Genomic DNA, 25,462 nt, shown 5'->3' on the forward strand with positions numbered 1-25,462 from the left:
CTCCGATTCCTGGAACAGTTTTGTTCCGGTGTACGCGGTGTCTAGCTGCATTCATGAGAGCGAAGACTGCCTGCTGTTTCTCCTCCTTGGGTACCTCCTGTAACGCCAGGACGTCACGGAAGAACCGCTGGTGGGGGCTGCCGACCATGTGCGTCGGAATCCGCCCGTTGCGGACGTGCTTCATCAGTCTCGGCCGGGCGAATCTGAGTATGGAGGAGCTGATCCCAACGGAGCCAGGTGAGCCACTGGGCAGGGGAGAGATGTAGTCCTACTCACGCGGGGCAGCACGGCGCTGCCGGAACACGTGAATCAGTCTGACCAGGCTGGTGACGGTGAAGAAGATGGTCGTGAAGATGAACAGCACCGTGTAGGTGTTGAACGGTCGGGTGTCTTCCTTGAAGAAGAGAGTGTAGAGACAGATGACCGCGAGCACGTGACATGTGCGCCAAAGGAGGGACCGCGGGAAGTGCGAGTATTCGGCGGTGCTGGTGTGGTTGGACATGATGACTCTGTGAGTCCTTTCGTCGGTGATGGAGGCCTGAATCTTCAGGCCATTGGGAACTCCAGAGGCATCAGTTGCATGGAGTGGGGTCATGGTAGAAGCCGTGATTCCGTTGGTGCGCAGCCCTGAACTTGCTGGTGAGCGGCGTGGATGTGCGCGGCTCTGAAGCCTCGTGGTGGGAGGCGCGGGTCAGGTTATCGCGAGGCCGTTCTGATGGATTCTGGTCAGTGAAGGTGCTGGCATCGGCGAATGAAGATTGATGCCGTTCGAGCTCGTGGGCGTCCCATAGTCGACGGTGGCCAACGCATCCACCCCCACTGTTAAGCTGCAACAAGCAAATCCTCAGCCCTCACTACGCACCACACCCCTCAGGAGACCACCGTGAGCAACTTCGCCTTCATCCGTGACGAGTGGCCCGAAGTCTGGGATGCCGCCATGCGCGCCGAGGCGATGTACACCGTGGACCCCCAGGTCGCCTGCTGGCTCTCCCGTCTCGCCGGCGAACGCCTCACCGACCGCATCTACGATGCCGCCGGCCTCCCGCCGTCCCCGGACACGAGCTTCCTCGGGCGCACCACCACCCCGGAGTTCCGCCGCGAAGTCGGTCGCATGATCGGCGACAAGATCCACCTCATCCGTACCGTCGGCAACTCCGCCACCCACGGCAGTAAGCGCATCAGCCGCGAGCAGGCGGAAGGCGTGGTCACCGAACTCTTCCACGTCGTCATCTGGGCCGCCCAGCGCTACACCACCCACCCGGAGAACGTCCCGGTCAACGCTCGTTTCGACCCGAAGCTCGCCCAGCGCGTCGCCCCGCCGGACCGTCGGAAGATCGCCGCCGAACTCAAGCACCGGGACGACCTCAACGCCAAGCGCGCCCAGCTGCTCGCCGAGGCGGAGGAGAAGCTGGAGAAGACCGAGGCCGAACTCGCCGACGCCCGTGCCGCCGCCGCAGACGCCGCAGCCGCCGCCGAACTCCGGGATGCCGAGATCGCCGAGCTGCGCGCACAGATCGCTGAAGCCCGGTCCCGCACCACAGTCGAGGACACCCACGACTACGCCGAGGCCGAGACCCGGACCCGGCTGATCGACCACCTCCTCGCAGAAGCCGGTTGGTCCCGGGCCAACAACAACCTCGCCGAGGAATTCGAGGTCCACGGCATGCCCGTCGAGGTCGGCCGCACCCGCGGCACCGGCTACGCGGACTACGCCCTCCTCGGCGCCGACGGAACCCCGGTCGGCGTTGTCGAGGCCAAGCGCACCACCCGCAGCCCGCAGGACGGTGAACACCAGGCCACCCTCTACGCCGACTGCCTCGAAGCAGAGACCGGGCGGCGTCCCCTCATCTTCTGCACCAACGGCATCGAGACCTGGATCAAGGACGACGCCGCCGGTTACCCCGCCCGCCGGGTCCACGGTTTCTACACCCCCGACGAGGTTGAGCTCGCCATCAAGCGCCGCGGCACCGGTATCGCCGCGCGGCGTCCTCTCGAACAGGGGGAGGTCGACGGCGACATCGCCGGGCGTCCCTACCAGACCCGTGCGATCCGCGCCGTCGACCAGGCCTTCGACCGGCACCGGCGAGCCGCCCTGCTGGTCATGGCCACCGGGTCCGGCAAGACACGCACCACCATCGCACTGGTCAAGCAGATGATGAAGGCTAACTGGGTGCGTCGCGTCCTCTTCCTCGCTGACCGCACCGCGCTGGTTACCCAGGCAGCGAAGGCCTTCGCCTACCACCTGCCGGACGCCACCACCGTCAACCTGCTCGGCGACGGTAACGGCAGGAAGGGGAAGGTCGACCCGAGTGGGCGGGTCTACCTGTCGACCTACCCGACGATGATGAACCTCCTCCAGGCGCAGGCCTTCGGCCCCGGGTTCTTCGACCTCGTCGTCATCGACGAGGCGCACCGCTCCGTGTACGCGAAGTACGGCTTCATATTCGAGTACTTCGACTCCCTCCTCCTCGGCCTCACCGCCACCCCGAAGGACCAGGTCGACCACAACACCTACAGTCTCTTCGACTTGCCCGACGGCGAACCGACGGACGCCTTCACCCTCGACGAAGCGGTGGAAGGTGGCTATCTTGTTCCGCCGCAGGGACGCCGGGTGGAGACCCTCTACCTGCGCGAGGGCATCAAGTTCGATGACCTCTCCCCGGAAGAGCAGGTGCAATGGGAGCTCAGTGACTGGGGCGATGAGACCCCGGACTCTGTCACCGGGCGCGAACTGAACAAGTACCTCTTCAACAAGGACACGGTGGACAAGGTCCTGCGCCGACTCATGGAGGAGGGCCACCGGATCGAGGACGGCGAAGTCCTGGCCAAGACGATCATCTTCGCCAAGAGTCAGCGGCACGCCGAGTTCATCGCCGACCGCTTCCGCATCGGCTGGCCGGAACTGGGGCCGGACTTCGCCCAGGTCATCACGCACGCCGTGGACTACGCCCAGGACCGGATCGACAGATTCTCGGACGCGCAGCGCACTGCACCGCAGATTGCCGTCAGCGTGGACATGCTCGACACCGGCATCGATGTGCCGGAGGTCGCGAACCTCGTCTTCTTCAAGGAGGTCCACTCCGAGACGAAGTTCTGGCAGATGATCGGACGAGGCACCCGACTGTGTCCGGACCTCTACGGTCCGGGCCGAGACAAGGAGGACTTCCTCGTCTTCGACTTCTGCGGCAACCTCGAGTACTTCAGCCAGCAGATTCCGAAGGCGAAGGACAGCACGGCGCGGTCCCTCACCCAGCGGATCACCGAACGCCGGCTCGGACTGCTGCAGGCGCTTGACGAGAAGGCGACGTCCTCATCGGGAGAGTTCACCGAGGACGACCGGGCCTTGAGGCGGGATGCTGCCGGCGAACTGTTCCGCTTCATCGGAGGGATGAATCCGGACAACGTCATCGTGCGTCCGCATCGCCGGGAGATTGAACGCTACGGAGACCGATCTTTCTGGGATGGTGCGTCGCTGACCCCGGAGGATGCTGAGACGGTTCTCGGTCTCGCCGGTCTGCCCAGTACCGGCGGTATCGCCGTGGACAAGGACACCGATGCCAAGCGTTTCGACCTGGTCATGCTGACCGCGCAACTCGCCCGGGAAACCGGTGACGTTCCTGCACTGGAACGGATCGGTGAGAAGACCCGGGCAGTGGCCGAAGAGCTGCTGACCCTGATGACGATCCCCACCGTCAAGGAACAGGCCACGGTCCTGGAGGCGGTCGCCTCCGAGGAATGGTGGGTGGATGTCACCTCGGTGATGCTGGAGGAGGTCCGGTTGAAGCTCCGCGGTCTGCTGCGGCATATCCAGAAGTCCGTGCGCAACCCGGTGTACGTCGATTTCGAGGATGAGATCCGGGCGACGGAGGAGGTTGCCGTCGGACCGGGCGGTCCGGTCGGCCTCGGCGGAACCAGTACCCTCAACGTGGACAAGCTCCGAGACCGTGCGCGGGCGTACCTGGAGGAGCACGCGGACAACATCGTACTGCAGCGGCTGCAGCGCGGTAACCAGCTCACCGCCGCCGATCTCGACGCCCTGGAGGACATGCTGGAGGACGCGGCCGGGGACGGTGCCGCCGAGGACCAGGTTGACCGGGTGATTGACGAGGCCGCCGAGGGTGCGGGCGGACTCGGGTTGTTCATCCGCTCGATCGTCGGCCTGGACCGGGCCACCGTCAACGAACGGTTCGCGGACTTCCTCGACGCTTCTACCCGGAATGTCGACCAGATCCGGTTCATCGAGACGATCATCGACGAGCTCACGGTCAACGGTGTGGTCGAGGTCGCCCGGCTCTTCGAGGATCCGTACAGCGACATCATCGCCGACCCGATGGACCCCGAGACCGGCTTCGAGTTCGGAGAGCTGACGGTGATCAGGACGATTCTCGCGGACTTCAAGGCCGCTGCGGTGCCGGTGGGGGCGTAGCCGACGTTCCGTGGCTCTACAGCAGGGTGAGTATTTGATTCGTTCAGGAGGGAATGAAGGATTCTAGACTAAGCGGTCTATAGCTAGGGTTCCCGTTGTCCACGAAGAAGACAACGAGAGACCGATCCACATGCCCAATGCCACGGCCCCCTGCCGGTACCGATCCGGCAGTAGTCCCAGCAACAGCAGGCGACACGTAGTCCGTCGTTTCCTGGTGTCCGTGCTGTCGGTGGTTGTCGTCGCCGCAACTGCGACGTCGATGTCCGCCTGTAGTGTTGGCGGATCAGCCTCGGCGTCGCCGGATGATTCCTTCGTCTCAGCGCTCTACCTCGAACCCAAGGCACTGGATCCGCACCGTCAGGTCTTCTGGGAAACGTACCGGGTCTCCAGGAACATTTTCGAACCGTTGGTTGGCGAGGACCTCACCACCACCTCCGGTGTCCCCGATCTCGAACCTGTGCTGGCCACCGACTGGCATTCCAGTGATGATGGACGGACGTGGACCTTCGGTCTGCGGAAGGGTGTCACCTTCCATGACGGGACCCCCTTTACCGCGGCTTCTGTCGAGAAGAATCTTCGTCGGGTCACTGACCCCGACTACGAGTACTACGACGAGAAGTCGGCGGGGACCGCACAGCTGTGGTTCGGCGACCTCGCGTCGTACCGGATCGTCGATGATCACACCTTCTCCTTCACCTTCAACCAACCTTTCCTCGGGTTCCCCAGGATTCTCGCGCAGTCCATGTACACCCTGCCGATCGGAAATCCTGCGGTCTGGGAGAAGTACGGGAACGACGGCTTCGCCGACCACCCGGAGGGAACCGGCCCGTACACCTTCACCTCCCGGACCATCGGCGACAGAATTGATCTCAGCCGAAACGAGAATTACTGGGGTACCGAGCCGAAAAGTACCCACCTCACCTTCCGCGTCATCCCGAACAATCAGACCCGTGTAGCCTCACTGCTCAACGACGAGGTCGACCAGATCAGCTACGTCCAACCCGACGACGTCAAGATGCTGGAGGCCAAGGGATTCCAGGTACCGCAAGGTACGGCGGCGGAGTTGATCTACTTCTCCTTCAACGCGCGCAATCCTGCCTTCCTCGACCCGCGTGTCCGCGAGGCCGTTGATCTCGGTATCGACCGGCGTGCCCTCGCTGACGAAGTGTTCAACGGTTACGCGACCCCACAGGGAACCTTCTTCCCCCCTGGCAACGAAGCGCACTCCGAGGCTGAGGAAGGTCGACCCTATGACCCGGATACCGCCCGCCGCCTGCTTTCCGAGGCCGGCCATCCTGCGGGAAGCCTGCACATCAATCTGGTCATCGACGTGGCTAACGAGGCACTCGGCCAGTGGCTCCAGGCGGAACTCCGGGATATCGGCATCGACGCCGACGTCGTCAGCCTCGACCGCGCCAGCTACTCAGACCGCCAGTACAACCCGGCCCCCGACGACGGTCTGTACATCGATGAGTTCGGGGAGACAGACGCCGAATGGCTCTACAACGTGGTGAACGGACTGACCAACCGCGGCCTCGACCTCGACGGCTTTCCGGACGTCACGTCCTCTATCGACAGGGCACTGCACACCAATGACGCCGCGGCTCGAATCGGACTGTGGCAGGACGCTGAACGGACTGTGCGCAGTCACACTCTGGCGCTGCCCGCCGTCAACCTCAACCGCTACTACGCGCTGGGGAAAGACGTCTCGGGCTTCACCTTTGCCTCGACCAACTGGTACGACCTGGCCCCGGTGACACGAGGAGACAACTCATGACCGCAGTATCTGTCACGGAGCGGACTGACACGATTCGCCGGACAGGGTTGTCCGGAAGAAGGCGGGGTGTCCGCGGATACTTCCCTTTCCTCAGGCGGCTCGCCATCCGGCTCGTGATCCTTGTCCTCGTTCTGTTTGTCGTGTCCGTCCTCGCCTTCCTGCTCGGTGTGCTCGGCCCCGGGGACCCGATCGAGGCCCAGTACGGAAACACCCTCGACCAGGCGCAACTCGACGTACTACGGGACGCGTACGGCCTCAATGATCCCCTGGTGACCCGCTACGTCAACTGGGTGGGAGCCCTGTTCACCGCCGGTGGCGGCACCTCGCTGATCACCGGGCGGGCGGTCTTTGACGTACTCGGGCCTGCGTTCCTCAACACCCTCGTCCTTACGGTGGCGTCCGGCATCGTCTTCCTGGTCCTCGGTACCGTCATCGGTCTTGTCGCCGGGTACTACCACGGGACATGGATTGACCGTGGGGTGATGTTCATCGTCCAGATCGGCAGCAACCTCTCGGTTTACTGGTTCGGACTTGTGCTTGTCAGCATCTTCGCGCTGAGGCTCCAGTGGCTCCCGGTCGGCGGGATGGCGTCGCGAGGGTCGGGAGGATTGCCGGACCTGCTGGTACACCTTGTGCTCCCCTCGTTCTCGGCCGCACTGATCTCTCTACTGGTGCTCTCCCGTTTCGTGCGGATAGGAGTGGTGCGCGAATCATCTTCCGGCTACTACCGGCTGTTCCGGTCGCAGGGATTCAGTAGAGCCCGGCTGTTGCGGAGCAACGTCCTCAGGAATGTCTTGCCGAGCATCGTCACGATCAGTGGTCTTGAGGTCGGCACGTTGATCACCGGGGTCTTCTTCGTAGAGATCGTTTTCAACTGGCCGGGTATCGGTACCCAGCTCGTCAATGCCGTCAACAGTCAGGACTATCCGGTGATACAGACCGGCATCGTGCTCGTTGCCGCCTGCTACCTGGTCATCAACCTTTTCACCGACCTGATCGTTGATGCACTCAATCCCCGGCTCAGGAGGGCCTCATGACTGCTCCCACCGCATTGCGCGGAAACGTCGTGGCCGGTCGGCCAGACACGTCCCCTGCACCGCGTCGCAGTCCGCGCGCGGGTCTCCAGCTCACCGTGTCCCTGACACTGATCACCGTCATCGTGGCCGCCGCTGTACTGGCACAGTGGGTGGCTCCCTACGGTCCGCTGGACGGAGACCCCTCCAAGAAGTACCTGCCGGTTGGCGCAGAAGGACACCTACTCGGAACCGACGAACTGGGCCGCGACCTGCTGTCCCGGGTCATCTACGGGGCACGCACCTCGCTGCTTCTGTCGGTGGCGTCGGTCGCCGGGGCGACGGTGGTCGGAACTGTGGTGGGACTGCTTGCAGCATTCACCGGGCCACGGATCTCGGCGGTGATCATGAGGGCCACCGACGTCGCGTTCGCCTTTCCGGTCATTCTCGTCGCCATTGCCCTGGCGGCACTGCTAGGCACCGGTAAATCGGTAGTGGTCATCGCCGTCATTATCGCGGTGACCCCGTATGTCACCCGCATCGTCTTCTCCGAGGCGAAGACACAACGCGAGCTCGAGTACGTCGAGGCCGCCCGGTCGCTGGGGGCCCGGCGCGCCGACATCATCTTTCGTGAAGTATTCCCCAACATCTCCGCGCCTGTCGTGGTCTACGCCACCGGCCTCGTGGGAACGATGATCGTGTTCTCCGCCAGCCTCAGTGCCGTCGGCATCGGCGTCCAACCACCGGAGGCCGACTGGGGCCAGATGATCGCCTCGGGGGCCAAGGTGGTCATCTCCGGGAACATGCACGTCGCGGTCGTACCCGGTCTTGCCGTACTTGTCACCTCCCTCGCCTTCACCTGGCTGGGAGACGCCCTCAACGACAGATTCCATACCCGTACCCGAGGAGATGCACGATGACCGCCCCAGTTACCGACAAGACCCGCGAACCGACCGGACAGGTCATTCTCGACATCAGTGATCTCACCGTCAGCTTCCGTGGACAACAGGACCCCACCCTCTCGCAGGTGTCACTCCAACTACGACCGGGCCGGATCCACGGCCTCGTCGGGCAATCAGGATCTGGGAAGAGCCTGCTCGCTTCGGCGGTGCTCGGGCTTCTTCCGGCCACCGCCGCGGTCAGGGGCGGGAGCATCGGATACGACCCCGGGCTGACCGGGCCCAGCGTAGACATCGCCCGGGCGCCCGAACGCGAACTCGCGGGTGTGCGGGGGACAGGGATCGGGATGATCTTCCAGAACCCCCTCACCACGCTGGACCCCACCCTCACTATCGGACGCCACTTCTCGAGGATCGACTCCCGACGGGACAGTGACCAGGCCGGGACGTCGCGGGACTGGCTCTCCAGGGTCGGCTTCGAGGACCCGGACGTGGTCCTGCGGTCCTACCCCCATGAACTGAGCGGCGGCATGCGGCAACGGGCCGTCGTCGCCCTGGTGTGCTCCTCCGGGCCACGGGTCATCATCGCTGATGAACCCACGACGGCCCTGGACACCGTGGTCCAGAAACAGGTACTTGACCTGCTGAGATCCATCGTCGACGAGACCGGAGTCGCACTACTGCTGATCACCCATGACTTCGACGTCATTCGGTATCTGACCGACGACGTCACGGTATTGCATGGCGGCAGGGTCGTCGAATCCGGGCCGACCGCGACGGTCGCCACCGCCCCGGAGGACTCCTACACCCGGGATCTGCTTGCCGCTGTCCCCGGACGTGGGACAGCCCCGGTGCGCGTCTCAGGTGGTCCCGGTGAGCAGGGTGATGCCGCCGGTGGTCGGGAGACCCTGCTCAGCGTCCGGAACCTCACCAAGGAGTACACCGTCGGTGGCTGGGCCAGCGGGTATCGACGTCAGCGACGCCGTGTGGTCGACGACGTCAACCTCGATATCCGACGCGGTGAGATCTACGCCGTTCTCGGTCGGTCGGGGTCCGGGAAATCGACTCTGGCCAGGCTCCTCGGCGACCTCGTCCCGCGCACTGCAGGAAAAGTCGAGGGGCCAGGCAGAGCTGCGGTGCAGTACGTCTTCCAGGACCCGTCGAGTTCACTCAACCCCGTCAAGACGGTCGGCGCGCAGATCAGTCGACCTCTGCGACGATACGGACTGCCCGCCGACCGGGAAACGGTCGAAGCAGAGCTCGAACACGTCGGGCTCGACGGCTCTTTCGCCTCCCGCTACCCGCTCGGGCTGTCCGGTGGGGAGGCCCAGCGGGTCTGCTTCGCCCGTGCCCTTGCTCCCGGTCCCGAACTGCTCATCCTCGACGAACCGACCTCGGCGCTCGACGTCCTGACCCAACGGAAGATCATCTCGACGCTGTTGAAACTCCGGAAAGAACGGGATCTGACCTGCGTTTTCATCGCGCACAGTCTCGGGCTCGTCGAGTGGGTCGCCGACCGGGTCGGGGTGATGGACGGGGGTCGGCTCGTCGATGAGTTCGCCGTCGCCGACCTGCGGTCCCCGTCCCGCTCCGCCGCCGTCCGGGCACTGACTGCCGCGGACCTATCAACTTAGGAGAACTGATCAATGACATTGATGATCGCACTCGGCCTGACAACTGCCGAGGCACAAGAACTGGCGTCCGATCCGCAGTCCACCGGGCGTTGGAAACAGTTAGCGCCAGCGTTCACCATCATCGGTCTCGGTGATTCGGGTCCGACGCGAGTACTTGACCCTGGAGTGCTCGCCACCTTCCTCGCTGGTGCCGAATCACCGCCGGTGTTCGCCTCCGGTGACACAGGCACCGATCTGCCCTACAACCTCGCCCGGCAGGTTCTTTCCGCGGACCAGCTCTCAGGGGGACGCGGTGGTGTCCTGCTCACCGGCAGGGACGCCGGAACAGACCCCCAGACCTTCGCCGAGACTCTCGTCCGGCTGTGGCACAGCTGGCCCCGGGAGTCGGTCGTCGCCGACCGGGACACCGGAATTCTCGTGGAGGCTGACCAGATACGGAGGGTCGACCATTCCGGTGTGGCGGGACCGCTCAGTGTCCCTTCGTCGTTGCAGGGCAGTCCGGTCCTCCTCTGGTCCGCGAACTCGGTCGATGATGTCGCCCGAGCACCTTCCAGCTCCGACCTCATCGTTCTCGATGCTGCCTCTGAATGGTCAGGCATTCCCTTCGCGGAAGAGGTCCACTGGTTGGCCGCCGTGGGGCCAGGCGACGTGCCAGGCTCGCTGCAGGACGTCCGTGACGCAGGGGCGGCCGGGTTCGTCCTGCGTAGCGCCGGCCGCGGAGGCGATGACCCGGCTGAGTCACTTGCGGAACTCCTGACAACGCTCGAGGAGATTGCGGTCACGTCAGACCCGGCACATACCGCTTCCCTGCAGGGCCCAGACGCCACGGCGCGTGAGGTTCTGGGACTTCCGATGCCTACCTTTGTCGAACCTGTCGGCGCGGCGGCATTTCCCGCACCGCGTCCACTGACCCTTCCGGACGGCACTGCCGATCTGACCACCACTGAAGGAGAAAACCGATGACCACATCCACTGCACCTGCCAACCTCACCGGTTCACTGGCCGCCGACCCCGTTGCGGGCGGTGCGGACTGGGACGAACTCACCGCACGGTACCGACCCGTGTTCCGCGACATCGCCGAGGGGAACGTCGCGAGAGAGAACGCCCGGGTGTTCCCCTACAAGCAGGTCCGGGAACTCATCGACGCCGGATTCTCGAGGATCCGGATCCCTGTCGAATATGGTGGTGATGCAGCGACACTCAACCAGACATTCGCGCTGCTCGTCGAGCTCGCCGAGGCTGACCCGAATGTCGCCCACGTCTTTCGCAATCATCTGGCCTTCGTCGAGGACAGGCTCAATGACCCGGACAGTGAGGCGACAGCGGTGTGGCTGCAGCGCTTCCGCGACGGTGATTTCGTCGGCGGCGGGTGGACCGAGGCCTCGACCGCCAGCTTCGACAAGGTGGGTACGGAGATCCGCACAGTTGATGGAGTGACCACTGTCAGTGGAGACAAGTTCTACGCGACCGGCAGTCTGTACGCTGACTGGCTCGACGTGATCGGACGCAACGAACAGGGGGAGCTGTACACCGCGCTGGTCCGTCGGGGCCAGGACGGCGTCGAGGTCCCCGACGACTGGCCGGGCTTTGGTCAGCAGACGACCGCCAGCGGGTCAGCGACATACCGCGACGCCGTCGCTGATGAGTACGGACTGTTCCCTGCCCGCGACCGTTACGTGTACCAGGGAATCTTCTATCAGACTGCGATTCTTGCCGTACTCGTCGGCATCACCCGGGCAGCCTTCCGGGACGGTGTGGAAAATCTGCGGGCACGGCGGCGCAACTACCCGCTCGGCATTGCCGACAAGCCGGCAGATGACCCGGTCCTCCAGGAGAAAGTGGGCCAGCTGTCGACGCAGGTCTACCAGGCGGGCTCCGCGCTTGACGTCCAGACCCGCACGCTCGATCACCTTGCTGCACTGCTTGCGGCCGGTGGTGACGTCGCGGCCGCCGGGACTCCGACCGCCGAGGCGTTCCGTGAGGCGACGGTGCAGACCCACCAGGCGCAGTCGGTCGTCGTGGAGTCTGCCCTGGACGTCACCTCCCGGATCTTCGATGCGCTGGGGGCATCTGCGACCTACCGGCGGTCCGCCCTCGACCGGCACTGGCGCAACGCCCGCACCCTCTCTTCCCACAATCCCCGCGCCTTCAAGGAACGCATCCTCGGCGACTACTTCGTCAACGGTGCGGCGCCGCAGGGCGATTCCCCGTTCGGTTCCGACCAGGGACAGGGGGTGTAGTGATGTCCACCGGAACCCACACCTCGGTCGCACCGGACCGGGACGGTCACGTCATCCTCGGCCTCAATGCGCTGGTGTACGGATACGTCCCGTCAGCGTGGCAGTCTCCGCTGCTCGGGGACAACGATTTCCAGTCTAGGTCCTACTGGCAGCGGATCGGGCGTATGGCGGAGAAGGCACGGCTCGACGCGTTCTTCCTCGCCGACGGCCTGGCACTTGGTAACCCCTCCTACGACGCCAACCCTATTCGCCTCGATCCCACGTCAATCCTCGCGACGGTGGCCGCGGCCACTGAGCACATCGGCCTGGTGGCTACGGCATCCACGACGTTCAATGATCCGGTCGATCTTGCGCGTCGCATTCTCACCCTCGATCACGTCTCCGGGGGACGGGCGGGATGGAATCTCGTCACCACGAGGGACAGGGCGTCCGCCGCAAACTTCGGTCTTGATGACGTGACGGGCCGTTCCGACCGCTATGCCCGGGGTGCCGAGTTCGCCGAACTGGTCACCGCGATATGGGCGGCCGCAGGGTCCGGGCGCCAGGTCGACTACGACGGTGACCACTTCAGCTTCCACGACACCGTCGATGCACCGGTGTCTGACCAGACAAGCCCTGTCATCGTCCAGGCGGGCGGATCCGCTGCCGGCCGCGAGATAGCCTCCCGGTTCGCCGACGCCGTGTTTTCCGCGGAAATCACGCCGGACAGTGCCGCGGAACACTACGCAACAGTCAAAGACGGTGCTCAGCGGGCCGGTCGACAATCGGAGGACGTGAAGATACTCCCCGGGTTGCTGCTGACCCTCGGATCCACCGAGGAAGAGGCCCGTCGGAGGATCGACCATCTCTACGACACCAGTCCGCCTGCCTACGCCGCGGGATGGTTGAGCCACGCCATTGGAGTGGATGTCTCCGGTCTTGACCTGGACGACGGGTTCCCGGAGGACATTCTGTCATCGCCGGTGCCGGAAAACTTTGCGGGGAGTATCGGGTTCCGACAGTCCATTCTCGCCCAGATTCGACGGACGCAGCCCACGGTCCGTGAGTACCTGCGGCAGACCCGCTACAGCGGCTCCGGGCACGGTGGCTTCGTGGGGACACCGGAGCAACTCGTCGACCACATCGAGGACTGGTACCGCCGCGGTCTCGTCGACGGATTCAACCTGCAGCCGGACATTTTGATTGACCAGCTCGAAATCATCGCGGACGAGGTGGTGCCGCTGCTCACCCGGCGAGGTCTATATCGCCATGAGTACGAACAGACCACTTTGCGGGGAAACCTCGGTGCGCCGCGAGGCATCCCGACGTTCGCTGAGCAGTGAAGGAGCCTCACATGACGAAGAACTCGGTCAACACATCGACAGTGGGCGCCCAGTCGGGGCGGGAGGCCTCGTTCGGCCAGGCACTGACTCCAGATGCCCTCGATTCCGGTGCAGTCGGCGGACTCGGCGCCTTCGCCCAGGGGGTGGCGGCTTCGGCACCCAGCGTGGCGTTGGCATCGGTGCCCGTCGGCCTGTACGTTGCCGCAGGTAAAGGAGCATTCTGGGCAGCGGTCCTCGGCTTGTTTATTGCGGTTCTGCTGGCCACGACCATCGCCTTCCAGGCACGACGCACAGTCAGTTCAGGGTCCCTCGGCACGTACACCGGTAACGGATTGGGTCCCGGTGCGGCATTCGTCTCGGGGTGGAGCCTGCTGTTCGGATACATCGGCTTCAGCGTCACAGGAACACTGGGGGCGGTCCTCTACCTCAACGCCTTCCTGGACCAGATCGGGCTGGGATCCGAGCAGACCTGGTTCCGGCTGCTGCTGGTGCTGCTCGTGGTTGCGGCGGCCATCTACTCGCCGTTGCGGGGGACCTCGTTCACGGCGCGTTTCGAGTTGATCTTCGAGTCCGCTTCGCTGGCGGTCATCCTGGTGGTCATCGTGGCCGCCTACCTCACCGGTGACGGGGGAGTGGACACCGAACAGTTCTCACTGTCCCATCTGGGGGACAGCTCCACTCTTGTCGCCGCGGTGACCGCGGTCGGAGCCTACGCCGGGTTCGAATCCGTGGCCTCGCTGGGTGACGAGGTCCGTGACGCGCACCGCAACATTTCGCGGTCGCTGATCAGGGTGGTTCTCATCCTGGGTGTGCTCTACCTTTTCTCGACCTACCCACAGGTGCTGCACTTCGACGACCTCGATGTCGATACCGCGGTGCTGCCTCAGGTCGCCGACAGTGCCGGACTGTCGTGGATCAACGTGGTCGTCGCCGCGGCGGTGACTGTCGCGATGGTCGTCTTTGTATCGGCCGTGACAAACTCCGCGTCGCGCAGCCTCTACACATTCGCCCGCGAAGGCGCGCTCCCGGCGGTGTTCGCCCGGGTTGACCCTGTTCGTCGGACCCCGGTCAACGCGGTTCTGTTCATCGGACTGCTCGCGTTGGTCTTCGGGGTGCTTGCGTCGGTGAGTTCGGTCGGTCGGCTGTTTTTCGACGTCTACGGCGGCTACGTGACGAACTGGGGATTCCTCGGCTCGTATCTATTGACCGTGCTGGCGACGCCGCTGTGGCTACGCCGGATCCGGGCCCTGCGGCCCGTCCATATGCTGGTCTCCGGCGCTGCGCTGATTGCCCTGGGGTATGTGATCATCAGCAACTTCATCCCGTCTCCGGAGTGGCCCTACAATGTGCTGCCCTTCGTCTACCTCGCTGTTCTTGCCGTGGGGCTAGCCAGATACCTCTACCTGAAGGTCCGCCGGCCCGAGATTGCGATGCGGATCGGTACGACGCAGACTCTCAGCGACGCTGAAAGGGAACGGCTGACCGACCTGGGTCTGATAGGGGAATCCAGGGTCGCAGGAGAAACCGGTGATCGTGTCCGAACAAGGAGTGAATGAGATGAGCACGACAGCGCACAACACTGACGTATCCGCAGCCGCCGGCCAGATTGCGGATCTGGCGTCGTCCCGTCCCGGCCTCCTCTCGAGACTCTGGCCTGCGGACGAGCGGACAGTCGCCGACAGGATCGCCGACGCATTGCCCGGGGAGGTCCACATCGTGACTGATGGGGACGGACAGACCCAGGGATGGACCTTGCTCTACGCTGCGCCTTCCGCTGCCCCGAGTGAGCTACATGCGGAAATTGTCGTGGACGCCGGTGTCTCTCCGGGAATCGCGGCCAGTGCCGTGCGAGACCTCGTCGCGCGGGTGCCCGTGCACGCCCCCGGGACTGGCTCGGACAGTCTCGTTGTCGTCATTGATGCAGACAACGGTCCGCTGGAGGAGGCGCTGCGGGACGCCGGTTTCTCCCTGGAGCGGAGATTCGCAGTCGAGCACCGGCTGATCGGAGAAACGGCATCTGCGCTGCGGAAGGAGTTGGATCAGGCTGCCCACCGCACGGGGCTGCAGATCCTCGACTGGGAACAGGTGGTGGATAGTGGCCGGACCGAGGATGTGCGGAAGTTGCAGTACCTGACCTTCGAGGAACACTGGGGCCATCTGTCGAAGTCAGAGGCCGACTGGGAGCACTTCCTGGGTGGCCTCGAGTTCGCCGCCGAATTCAGTGGCGCCGCGCTCGACGCTGCCTCCGGCGAGCTCGTCGGCTACGTGCTCGGTGCCAGGTCGCGGTCGGTGGCGGTGGAGGGGGAGCGGGTGACGGCGCACACGGAGTACATCGGCGTGTCCCGTTCGCACCGCAGGAAAGGTGTGGCAGCGACGTTGCTGCATTTAGTCTGGGCGGCGGCCCTCGATGCCGGATTGAACACCGCCAGCCTCGGAGTGGACGTGGAGAACTCGAGTAATGCCCGTCACCTGTACGAGTCCCTGGGTTACCGCACAGTCGGCTACCATGCGGCGTACAGGCTTTCTGGGGCCACCTGATGCAAGTGATAGTTCATTGCCTCACTTCGAACATCCGATCACCGAAGGTCAACCTGATGATCTGCGCTGTCTTTGCGCCAGCAGCGTCCACGGGAGAGGCCCAGTCTATTGCTGGTAGTGGGGAGGTGAACCGGGGAGCATTATTGCCCACCCGGATAGTCTCCTCAACAAGCTCGACTCGCGGAGGATGGCACTCCGCTGGGGATTCTTGTCGAGGTGCAGCGTGATCGTGCGCTGCGGTCATGGTTGCGAAGTAACCTGATCACAGCAGGTCACTGGAGCCGTCGTTTACTTCACCGGGGCAGTAGGCGGCCTCAGCGGCAACAACGAGTTCTGCGGCATCGTCAGCGAGTGACTGCGGCATGGAGACTGATGATCCTTCAGTGGTCGGAATGTCGAGGCCCTTCCACTTTGCGATCTGCTGAGCAGTGGTTATGATTGCCAACTTCCCTGTCTCACTGGTTCCAAATGTCGGGATCATGCAGACGGCGGCTCCGGCAATGAAGAGGTCATCGTCACTGGCGTACAGACGGAGTACCGGATTCACGGTCCCGAGGAACATCGCATCCGTCTCTGCGGTGTAGTCGGAGTTCACCTGGGACGGGGCTACGGTTGTGGTGACCGCTGGTGCCGTCGTCGGCGTGGCTGTCTCAGTTGACCCGTCATTCATAGTCACGACCAGCGCAATCACTAGGCCGACGATGACGACCACCGCCACCGTCGCACTTCCGATAAGTGTCCCAGGACGCCGGAACCACGGGACGGTCCGGGCACCCTCCGTGAACGGATTCCCCGGGGCAGTTGTGCCCCATCCCTCATTCACCAGCTGGTTCTGCGGGCCCTGCCGGGTGTCCGGTTCCGGCTGCTCCGGCGTCCGGTCAGGCGTGCTCATGGTGGGGGTTCTCCTCGTGTCAGTGCTCGCGTGGAGCAGTCGGTGTCGGTCCACGTGAGGGAGTGGCAGAAGAGGAGACTACGGACGGGGCGGACAGCGGACCCCGCCGTTCGAACCACTCGTTCGAAACCTCCGACCAGCTTTTCTGCCAGCCCGGTGCCGGCCCACACCGCGTCCCCTGGAGGGTAACCCCCGGTCACCGTCCCGTGGATACCAGGCAACGCTGCGGTACCCCGGAGCGGGGTCCCATCGCCGTCCCAGAACCGGTTCGTAGATTGATCGTCATCGGGCACAGCAGTGGTGCCCGGTGAGTTCGACTCAGATCCCCTACCGCTTGACGGTCGCAGGACAGCGACCACCACCGAAAGGACATCACCATGGACATCAACAACTTCCTCGAGCCGTTCCACCAGTTCGGTCAGCACGCCCAGGAGCTCCCGGAGCAGGCCCGCCAGTTCGTCGAGCAGCACGCACCCTCCGCCCCGGCCCCGAAGGCCCCGGTCAGCGGCAGCAGCATCCTCGGCTCCTAGGCAGAGAGCCAGGCACGGGTCCCGGGACAGGCGCCCGCCCCGGGAACACCTGCAGAACGCACAACGACCCCCGCACCAGCCATGGTGCGGGGGTCGCTTGCGCGCGGGAGGGGTCCGGAACGGGCTCAGCCCTCCGTCGAGGTCACGGCATCCGGGTTGTTCTCCTTGTACTCGGCGTCCCCCGCGCTGATCAGGACGCCGCCCAGCACGGTGATGATCGCCACCGCAGTACCGACTTTCTTCCAGTTCCGGGGCATCGGTTCAGGCCGGGGTCGGGGAGCCAGCGCCTGCGCGATCGCGGCGTCCTCGCTGGTGAGCAGGGCGGACAGCTCCCTGGTCTCCGACTGGTCCTTCTCCCACGCCGCGAGGGCTTTCCTGTCCCGGCTGCGGCAGTACAGCGGCCAGCCGAACCCGAGGGTGATGGCCAGACCGAGCAGCACCCCGCCCAGAGCGTAGACCACCGAATAGCGGGCATCGAAGGCACTGAAGACCGTCATGTACGCGCCGAAAGCGGCACAGAGCCACAGCACGACCGTGCCGCCCTTCCCCTGCTTCTTCTCCTGGGCAGGTGCCGCCGGCATCGCGGGGGACGCCGCTCTCGGCGCCATGTTCGACATCGACGCCGGAGCAGCGGACGGTGGCGTCGGCTGCGTCACCCGGAACGGGTTCTCGGGTCGTTGCTGGTCGTTCATGGTCTCTCCGTCTCTCCGGGACACCTGCTACGCGTGGTGTCGCGCCGGTCCTCATGTCCGTCGCTGACACTATCGCTGCGACGGACGCGGACGTCTCGAACGGGGGTGGTGGGGGTCCGATTCCTTCCTGATGGGCAGGTCGATAAGCATGTTCGGGCTGACGACTGTCAGAGGGGGTGCTGCTGGAAGGGTTGGGGATCACCGACGCAGAGCCCCTGAGCTGCGTGGCGTACATGCCGGAAACACAGGCGCTTCCGAATAGGAAATACCTTTTACTGAGGGTTCACGGACGGGAAACTGACCGACTGCAGGATGAGAGTCGCTCAGACATCTTTCAACCAAGGAGAAGATCTTGGAACGGTATACCCTCACACGGCGATCCTTCCTCACCAGGTTCGGCATGCTTGCCGGCACCGGTGCCGCTTACGGGGCACTGTCCACTCTCGGCATGGCGCCCGCTGTGGCAGACGCAGACCTGGCACGGAAGGCTTTCACACCTATCCGCCCGGGGCACCTGATTGACCGGGTCAGTGGCAGCGCGCCTAAGGTTCTCGTTCTCGGTGGTGGTCCGGCAGGTCTGGTCAGTGCCTATGAGCTGCAGAAGGGGGGCTATAAGGTCGAGATCCTCGAGGCACGAAAGCGCCCCGGTGGTCGCGTGTGGACTGCCCGCCAGGGCGTGAGTGAGACTGATCTGGACGGAGAGACTCAGACCTGTGAGTTCTCTCCCGGACACTTCTACAACGTCGGCGCCACCCGCATTCCCCAGCATCACATCACCATCGACTACTGCCGTGAGCTGGGCGTCGAACTGCTCGCGTTCGGCAACCAGAACGCGGACTCCCTGGTCTACTACGACGGTAAGACGCCACTGAACAACAACGCCATGACCTACCGTCAGGCCAAGGCGGACACCTACGGTTATGTCTCGGAGTTGTTGACCAAAGCGGTTGACCAGGGGGCGCTCGACAAAGAGCTTTCCAAGGACGACAAAGACGCGCTCTCGGAGTTCCTGTCCGACTTCGGCGACCTGTCAGCGTCCGGGAAGTACGAGGGCTCCAGTCGCGCCGGGTTCGTTGGTGCGTCCCCCGGAGCGGGTCTGGACTACGGAGAGCAGCGCAAAGCCAACGCGATGAGCGACGTCATCCAGTCCGGCATCGGACGCAACTTCTCCTTCGAGTTCGGACACGACCAGGCCATGATGATGTTCAGCCCGGTCGGTGGCATGGACCGCATCTACTACAAGTTCGCCGAGGCAATCGGTGCGAACCACATCAAGTACGGGGCTGAGGTCACCGGTTTCTCGACCGGCGACAGTTCCACCAAACCGTGGGCAACTTACATCCGCAACGGCAGGGAGCAGAAGGTCGAGGCCGACTACATCATCTGTGCCCTCCCGCCGCACCTGGTCCTCAAGCTCGACTCGGATCTGCCGAAGGAGAACGCGAACGCGCTGAAGTCGGCGAAACCGTTCAGCTCCGGAAAACTGGGCATCGAGTACTCCCGCCGCTGGTGGGAGGAGGATGCACGGATCTACGGCGGTGCGAGCAACACGGACCTCGCCATCGAGCAGATCATGTACCCCTACGACCACTACAACTCGGACCGTGGTGTCGTCGTCGCGTACTACAACAATGCCGACAACCACATCGAGTTCGAGAAGCTCAAACACGCTGACCGACTCAAGAAGGCGGTAGACCTGGGCAAGAAGATCCACGGTGACGTGTACGGCAAGGACATCTCCTCCTCTTTCTCCGGCAGCTGGATGAAGACGAAGTACTCGGAGGGCGCCTGGATCGATTGGGAGGGCGGCTCGCACTCCCGCAACGACTCCGCCGCCTACAAGAAGGCCCTGGAGCCCGTCGGCCGGATGTACTTCGCCGGCGACCACCTCTCGAACTCCATCGCCTGGCAGCAGGGCGCCCTCGAGTCGGGACGCGCCGCAGTGACTGCCATCCACGAGCGCGTCACCGCATGATCACCACCACACTGAATCACTCACTCCCGATCGACCCTGAAAGGCCGACCACATGAACCGCTCTTCCCTGCCCTCCTTCCGCACCACCCGCCTCGCTTCCCGCATTGTCCGTGGTTCCGCCGCCATCGCCGTAGCCGGATCGCTGATACTGGGTGCCGTAGCCTGCTCCGACAGTGATGACGACGACAGTTCGGACCCGACAACTTCCGCAGAAAACGATGATGAGCTGGCCTTCGACAGCCGTCTCGACGCCGAGGAGAATCCCACCGCACTGCTGGCCGACGGGGTGAGCATCCCGCCGGGCACCACGCTGTTCAAGACCGCCGGGATCGGGCCGGACGCTCTGAATGATGACGCAGAGGAGACCGATCCCCTGGCGTATGTCGACCCGGCCCTCCTCGTTGACGGGAAGCTCCCGGACGGCATGACCCCGACCGAGGCCCAGGGTCTTCAGGTCCTCGCCAAAATCCGTGAGCAGCTCCAGGCTGAGGGCCTCGACGTCCAGGATGTCGCCACGATGCGCGTCTTCCTCGTCGGCGACGGTGACGAGAAGCCGGACTTCGCCGGCTGGAACCGGGCGTACAAGCAGTACTTCGCGAACACTGACCTGAGCAGCGGCGAACCCCAGCAGCTCGCCCGCGGGACCTCCGAGGAGACCTCGGATCCGCTGGTCATCAATGCGACCCGTCCGACACGTTTCGCCTTCGGCATCTCGGCCATGGCGGTCGAGGGCTGGCTCGTCGAGGTCGAGGTGGACGCCTACTCGGCCGACGAGTAGTCACTAGAACGGCAGCAGCACCATCAGCCACGCTGCCAGCGGCCCGACGGCCACGACCACACCGGAGTAGACCAGCATCTGCCTGAAGAACTTGTCGCGGTGCTCGGCGTCCACGTTGGCCAGCACCATCGCACCGTTCGTGGAGAACGGCGAGACGTCCACCACTGTCGCTGCGACGGCGATCGCCGCGGCGGCACCGGCGACCGGGAGGTCTCCGTTGACCAGGAACGGGGCGGCCATGGTGATCGCGATACCGATCGTGGCGATGGAGGATGCCAGCGCCGAGACCACACCGGACAGGTAGCAGAGCAGCAGCAGACCGATCATCGGCGCGCCCATCGAGGACATCTTGTCCGAGATCCAGTCCACCGTCCCGGCCGCCTGCAGCACCTCGATGTAGGTCACCATGCCGCCGACCAGCACAATCGTCGCCCAGGACACATTGTCCAGCGCCTTGCGTGACTCGACCGGCTTCATGATCGCCAGCACACCGCCGATCGTCAGCGACACCACGCCGATGTCGAGCGCGAAGATCCCGGCCCCGATGACGAGGGCGGCCAGCCCGACGATCGTCGCCCACTGGTACGGCGTCACCGCGCGGGTCGTGGCGGTGGCGACGGTGGTGGATCCCGATCCCGTCTCGGTCGTTTCGGCGTCCGCTGCGTCCTCCATCTCAGCCCGGATCTCGGCCATCTCGGCGCGGGCCTGCGCACCGATGAGGCGGCGTCCTCCCAGGAAGACGAAGACGATGACACCCATGAGGACGTTGAACACCAGGGCCATGAGGAACAGTGTCCATGTGTGGCTGCCGAGGTCGTTGTTCTTGAGGAAGTCGTTGACGTAGATGCCGTAGACACTCAGCGGGCTGAGCAGGCCGGCCATACCGCCGTGGACGACCATCATGCCCATCATCAGCTGGTTGATGCGGTAGCGGCGGGCGAACGGGACAGCCAGCGGGGAGATGACGCCGATCGCGAAGATCGCGCCGATGGACATGAAGAAGCCGGTCAGCGCGAAGAAGATCCACGGCATCACCGCCCGGTTGCCGCGCACCGCGCGCATCGCCCAGCGCAGGATGATGTCGATGGTGCCGTTTTGTTGGGCGAAGCCGAAGAGGTAGGTCAGACCCATCAGCGCGATCATGAGGTCGACGGGGAAACCGCCGAAGACCTGGTCGAAGACATCGCCGGAGTCTTCGGCGGCGTCGGTGAATTCGGGGACGGCCAGGGCGACGAGGAAGGCGCCGATGAGGCCGAGGATGCCGAGGTTGATGTTGCGCAGGGTTCCGAGCAGGAAGATCAGGACGAGGACGCTGATCGTCAGGGCATGCATGGTGCAGTTACTCCCGGGTGAGCGTGGGGGAGGCCGAGCTGCGGGATTGCCGCGTTGAAGAGCCGGGTGCCGCCGGCGGCGCCGGGTCCTGGTGGGGACCGGAGTCTTCAGGGCGGGGTGGTGCGCTTCATGAGGACGCCGTCGGGGGACTGCCCGAAATCGTAGTGCTGGCCTGCAGGACGCCCGGACGCGGGGTCTGTACCGGTTAAGAAACCATGGTCGGGCGATGGTGGTCGTGGGACCTGGCGGCTGTGTCGACCGTGCTGTGGGCTCAGCCCGCCGAGACAAGCAGTGTGGTGCCTGTGGCGTGGGAGCACTGCTCCGGGAAACCGTCGATGTCGGTCACGGAAACTTCGGCGGCGTCCACGGTGATGTCGGTGCCGATGTAGGTGGTGTCCTGACCAGGCAGGGTCACTGACGGTCGACCATCACCTGTCACGGCCTCGCTGCCGGCGGGGAGGATGAGCGGTCGGGGAGCGTCCTGGCCGTCGTGGCCGATCTCCTTGAGTGCGAAGCAGGAACCGGGGCCTACGATGAGCTTTCCACTGACCGTGGTGGTGTCTGCCCCACTGTCGGCGTCGGCGGTGACGGCGACCGGGCCGTGTCCGGCCGCAGTGACGGTGAGCCGGTCACCGGGGGCATCAGTGGACGCGCTTTCGGGGCCGTCGTCCGGCGCCGCATCGGAGGGGGTGTCGGTGGACGACGGGGTTTCTCCGGCACCGGCACCGTCGCTGTCGTCACCGCCGCTGCACGCGGTGAGTACCAGGGCCGCGGTCGTCAACAGTGTCAGCGCCGTCCCCACCGACTGTTTCCGCAGCGTGTGTCGTGCCATGTGTCTCTGCCCGTTCCCTCTCCGTCGGTCGTCTCCGCCGACCGTCGTGGTCCGGTCCATCTGTACCAGAGCCACAGCGACGCCGGGCCACCCGGGGAGGACGCCGCAGCCGGGCGCATCACCGGTGATTAGAGGTTCGCGATGGCGTAGTCCGCTTCTTCCTGGGTGAACTGCCCACCGTATTCACTGGTCAGCTGATCGCGGATGCCTTCCGGGGACATGTCCATCGTGTCCTGGTAGCTTCGTGCGCTTTCCAGTGCATTGTTGTTCCAGTCGGCGTCCATGTTGTCCACCGCGTACTGGGCCTCCTCGGGCAGGAACTGCCCACCGTATTCACTGGTCAGCTGGTCGTAGATGCCGGCCTTGGACATGTGCATCGTCTCCGAGTAGCTTTCCGCACTCTTCAGCGCGTTCTCGTTCCAGTCCGCATCGACGTTGTCCACGGCGTACTGGGCGGCCTCGGGGGAGAATTCGTCGGCGTACTCGCTGGTCAACTGGTCGAACAGGCCCGCCTTCGACATGTGCATCATGTCGGAGTAGCGCTGGGCGCTGCGCAGGGCCGACTGGAAGTCGGCAGGGACAGAGTCGTCCGAACCGGCTGAATCGTCGGAGCTGGCGTCCTCGTTGTCCGCGACCGGGGCGTCGACCTGCTCCCCGGCGTCCGGAGCGGAGATGGTGTTGTCGTTGGAGGACGCCGCGTCCGAGCTGTCCTTGTCATCATCACTGCCACCGGCGGCAGAGGCGATGATGCCGATGACCACCAGGACAGCCAGGATGATGAACCAGGCGCGCTTGTAGAAGGGCTTCTTCTTCGGCTCCTGCGGGGCCGGTGCGCCGTACGGCGCCGGCTGGCCGGGCATTCCCGGCTGAGCGAACTGCGCGGTCGGCTGCATCGGCTGCCCCGGGGCAGCGTACGGCGCGCCGTAGGGGTTCGACTGGTCCTGAGGTCCGGTGGGAGGTGTCGTGGTCATGGTGTTCTCTCTCGTGTGCGCGACGGCGTGCCGCGGTCAGGTGACCCGGCCCGCCGACGATGTGGGCGTCGGTGGGCCGGGGTGCACGGTCGATCGCCGGGCACAGGGAACATCATGGCGGACGTCCGGACGTGGAAAGCTCGCGTTCGAAAGCCTCGTTCGAGCAGTGGTGGTCTACTTCTTCACGGAGTACAGCCGCTTGTTCACGAACTCGTCCATGCCCAGCGGGCCCAGCTCACGGCCGTAACCGGAGCGCTTCACGCCACCGAAGGGCATGGACTCGGTCTCCGGGGCGGACTGGTTCACACCGGTCATGCCGGCCTCCAGGCCCTCGGCGAACTTCTCGGCGCGTCCTTCCTCGACAGCCCACACGGTGGAGCCGAGACCGTACTGGGTGTCGTTGGCCAGTGCCAGCGCCTCCTCGTCGGAGGAGACCTTGTACACGGTCACGACCGGGCCGAAGAACTCCTCGTAGTAGATGGGGGAGCCGACCGGGATGTCGGTGACCACGGCCGGGGCGACGTAGAAGCCGCCGGCGAAGTCACCGTCGACCCGGGTGCCGCCGACCCGGAGCCGGGCCCCGGCGTCCACGGCCCGGCCGAGCTGGTCGAGCAGGTTCTCCGCGGCACGCTCCGAGGACAGCGGCCCGAAGGCCTTCTCCGCGGTGTAGTCCTCGATCTGCGCCGGATCCTTCGGGGTCAGGGCGCTGACCAGCTCGACCGCCTCGGCGACGAAGTCGTCGTAGATGTCCTCGGAGACGATGATGCGCTTGTTGGAGTTGCAGGCCTGGCCGGTGTTCTCCAGGCGGATCGCCACCGCAGTCGCCGCCGCAGCCTTCACATCGCCGGTGGAGAGGATGACGTACGGGTCGGAGCCGCCGAGCTCCAGGACGGCCTTCTTCAGCGCGGCACCGGCCTGGGCGGCGATGGCCGCACCGGCGCGCTCGGAACCGGTGAGGGAGACACCCTGCACGCGGGGGTCCTCGATGATGGTGGAGACCTGCTCGTGGGTGGCGAAGATGTTGGTGTAGACGGCCTCCGGGTAGCCGCCCTCGCGCAGCGCCTGGCGCACGATCTCCTCGACGACCAGGCCGCAGCCGGGCACGGACTCGGCGTGCTTGAGCAGGATCACATTGCCGGTGACCAGGTTCGGGGCCGCGAAACGGGCGATCTGGTAGAAGGGGTAGTTCCACGGCATGATCCCCAGCAGGACGCCGACCGGGCGACGCTGCACGACATTCAGCGTCTCCTCGGTGTCCTCGAGCACCTGGTCGGCGGCGAAGGCGGGGCCGTTGTCGGCGTAGTAGGCGAAGATGTCGCCGGAGAAGTCGGCCTCGCCGACGGATTCACCCAGCGGCTTACCCATCTCGAGGGTGGCGAGCTCGCCGAGTTCCTTGGCACGCTCCTTGAACAGTTCGGCGACGCGGGTGACGACCTTGGCGCGCTCCTCGATCGGGGTGGCGCGCCACACGGCGGCGGCGGACGCGGCGTCCTCCAGGACGGTGGTCAGTGCCTCGTCGGTGAGGTGCCTGTAGTTCGCGGTGACCTCGCCGGTGGCGGGGACGGTGGTGCGGTAGACGGGGGAGTTGGTCGGGACAGTCATGATGACTCC

Annotated in this window: 21 protein-coding genes; 14 read left to right on the top strand and 7 right to left on the bottom strand. The window is 64.9% G+C overall.

Going from position 1 to position 25,462, the window contains the following annotated elements:
• Positions 1-268: 268 nt before the first annotated feature.
• The gene (locus ACZ9GM_RS12925; RefSeq protein ID WP_476038064.1) at positions 269-595 is read right to left on the bottom strand and encodes a hypothetical protein; all 327 of its coding nucleotides are present in this window, start codon (positions 593-595) and stop codon (positions 269-271) included.
• Between the two features lie 288 nt (positions 596-883).
• Between ACZ9GM_RS12925 and ACZ9GM_RS12930 the strand changes: the two genes are divergently transcribed.
• The 10 genes from ACZ9GM_RS12930 to ACZ9GM_RS12975 all read left to right on the top strand — a co-directional run bounded on the left by ACZ9GM_RS12930 (position 884) and on the right by ACZ9GM_RS12975 (position 15,849).
• A complete protein-coding gene (locus ACZ9GM_RS12930; RefSeq protein ID WP_476038065.1) occupies positions 884-4,426 on the top strand; it encodes a DEAD/DEAH box helicase family protein in 3,543 nt (1,180 codons plus the stop codon).
• A 214-nt stretch (positions 4,427-4,640) separates the two neighbouring features.
• Positions 4,641-6,203: an ABC transporter substrate-binding protein gene (locus tag ACZ9GM_RS12935; RefSeq protein ID WP_476038066.1), complete on the top strand. Its 1,563-nt coding sequence runs from the start codon at positions 4,641-4,643 to the stop codon at positions 6,201-6,203.
• 47 nt (positions 6,204-6,250) lie between these two features.
• Positions 6,251-7,240 carry an ABC transporter permease gene (locus tag ACZ9GM_RS12940; protein WP_476038363.1) on the top strand — a complete coding sequence of 330 codons (990 nt, stop codon included), beginning with the start codon at positions 6,251-6,253 and terminating at the stop codon, positions 7,238-7,240.
• On the top strand, positions 7,237-8,136 hold the full coding sequence (locus tag ACZ9GM_RS12945; RefSeq protein ID WP_476038067.1) for an ABC transporter permease: 900 nt from the start codon (positions 7,237-7,239) through the stop codon (positions 8,134-8,136). The genes ACZ9GM_RS12940 and ACZ9GM_RS12945 overlap by 4 nt, the downstream gene beginning before the upstream one ends.
• Complete coding sequence (locus tag ACZ9GM_RS12950) at positions 8,133-9,749, top strand: ATP-binding cassette domain-containing protein (protein WP_476038068.1); 1,617 nt, start codon at positions 8,133-8,135, stop codon at positions 9,747-9,749. Before ACZ9GM_RS12945 ends, ACZ9GM_RS12950 begins: the two co-directional genes overlap by 4 nt.
• A 12-nt stretch (positions 9,750-9,761) precedes the next feature.
• Complete coding sequence (locus ACZ9GM_RS12955; RefSeq protein ID WP_476038069.1) at positions 9,762-10,712, top strand: hypothetical protein; 951 nt, start codon at positions 9,762-9,764, stop codon at positions 10,710-10,712.
• Entirely contained in the window at positions 10,709-11,989 is a 1,281-nt protein-coding gene (locus ACZ9GM_RS12960; RefSeq protein WP_476038070.1) for an acyl-CoA dehydrogenase family protein, read from the top strand. The genes ACZ9GM_RS12955 and ACZ9GM_RS12960 overlap by 4 nt, the downstream gene beginning before the upstream one ends.
• A gap of 2 nt (positions 11,990-11,991) precedes the next feature.
• The gene (locus ACZ9GM_RS12965; RefSeq protein WP_476038071.1) at positions 11,992-13,311 is read left to right on the top strand and encodes an LLM class flavin-dependent oxidoreductase; all 1,320 of its coding nucleotides are present in this window, start codon (positions 11,992-11,994) and stop codon (positions 13,309-13,311) included.
• 11 nt (positions 13,312-13,322) lie between these two features.
• Complete coding sequence (locus ACZ9GM_RS12970) at positions 13,323-14,867, top strand: APC family permease (protein ID WP_476038072.1); 1,545 nt, start codon at positions 13,323-13,325, stop codon at positions 14,865-14,867.
• Position 14,868: 1 nt separating this feature from the next.
• Positions 14,869-15,849, top strand: coding sequence for a GNAT family N-acetyltransferase (locus ACZ9GM_RS12975; protein ID WP_476038073.1), 981 nt, complete (start codon positions 14,869-14,871; stop codon positions 15,847-15,849).
• A 262-nt stretch (positions 15,850-16,111) separates the two neighbouring features.
• Here ACZ9GM_RS12975 and ACZ9GM_RS12980 read toward each other — a convergent pair whose 3' ends face one another.
• The gene (locus tag ACZ9GM_RS12980; RefSeq protein WP_476038074.1) at positions 16,112-16,561 is read right to left on the bottom strand and encodes a hypothetical protein; all 450 of its coding nucleotides are present in this window, start codon (positions 16,559-16,561) and stop codon (positions 16,112-16,114) included.
• Positions 16,562-17,118: 557 nt separating this feature from the next.
• Between ACZ9GM_RS12980 and ACZ9GM_RS12985 the strand changes: the two genes are divergently transcribed.
• On the top strand, positions 17,119-17,271 hold the full coding sequence (locus ACZ9GM_RS12985; RefSeq protein ID WP_291473968.1) for a hypothetical protein: 153 nt from the start codon (positions 17,119-17,121) through the stop codon (positions 17,269-17,271).
• A 125-nt stretch (positions 17,272-17,396) separates the two neighbouring features.
• Here ACZ9GM_RS12985 and ACZ9GM_RS12990 read toward each other — a convergent pair whose 3' ends face one another.
• Positions 17,397-17,963, bottom strand: a complete 567-nt coding sequence (locus ACZ9GM_RS12990; protein ID WP_476038075.1) for a hypothetical protein — start codon at positions 17,961-17,963, stop codon at positions 17,397-17,399.
• Positions 17,964-18,363: 400 nt separating this feature from the next.
• Here ACZ9GM_RS12990 and ACZ9GM_RS12995 point away from each other — a divergent pair, with 400 nt between their 5' ends.
• Entirely contained in the window at positions 18,364-19,938 is a 1,575-nt protein-coding gene (locus ACZ9GM_RS12995) for a flavin monoamine oxidase family protein (RefSeq protein WP_476038076.1), read from the top strand.
• Between the two features lie 52 nt (positions 19,939-19,990).
• Complete coding sequence (locus tag ACZ9GM_RS13000; RefSeq protein WP_476038077.1) at positions 19,991-20,716, top strand: Rid family hydrolase; 726 nt, start codon at positions 19,991-19,993, stop codon at positions 20,714-20,716.
• Between the two features lie 3 nt (positions 20,717-20,719).
• Here the strand turns inward: ACZ9GM_RS13000 and ACZ9GM_RS13005 are convergent, their stop codons facing one another.
• Positions 20,720-22,048 carry an SLC13 family permease gene (locus ACZ9GM_RS13005; protein WP_476038078.1) on the bottom strand — a complete coding sequence of 443 codons (1,329 nt, stop codon included), beginning with the start codon at positions 22,046-22,048 and terminating at the stop codon, positions 20,720-20,722.
• 271 nt (positions 22,049-22,319) lie between these two features.
• Complete coding sequence (locus ACZ9GM_RS13010; RefSeq protein ID WP_476038079.1) at positions 22,320-22,880, bottom strand: hypothetical protein; 561 nt, start codon at positions 22,878-22,880, stop codon at positions 22,320-22,322.
• On the opposite strand from ACZ9GM_RS13010, the gene ACZ9GM_RS13015 reads away from it, so the two are divergent.
• Positions 22,881-23,012, top strand: a complete 132-nt coding sequence (locus ACZ9GM_RS13015) for a hypothetical protein (RefSeq protein ID WP_291473956.1) — start codon at positions 22,881-22,883, stop codon at positions 23,010-23,012. It abuts the gene before it with no gap.
• On the opposite strand, the gene ACZ9GM_RS13020 is transcribed toward ACZ9GM_RS13015, so the two are convergent.
• Together ACZ9GM_RS13020 and ACZ9GM_RS13025 are read right to left on the bottom strand one after the other, a co-directional pair.
• Positions 23,009-23,851, bottom strand: a complete 843-nt coding sequence (locus tag ACZ9GM_RS13020) for an Ltp family lipoprotein (RefSeq protein WP_476038080.1) — start codon at positions 23,849-23,851, stop codon at positions 23,009-23,011. The genes ACZ9GM_RS13015 and ACZ9GM_RS13020 overlap by 4 nt on opposite strands.
• A 174-nt stretch (positions 23,852-24,025) precedes the next feature.
• Positions 24,026-25,453: an aldehyde dehydrogenase family protein gene (locus ACZ9GM_RS13025; protein ID WP_476038081.1), complete on the bottom strand. Its 1,428-nt coding sequence runs from the start codon at positions 25,451-25,453 to the stop codon at positions 24,026-24,028.
• Positions 25,454-25,462 lie beyond the last annotated feature (9 nt).

This window comes from Corynebacterium sp. UD i78 (genome assembly GCF_056280545.1).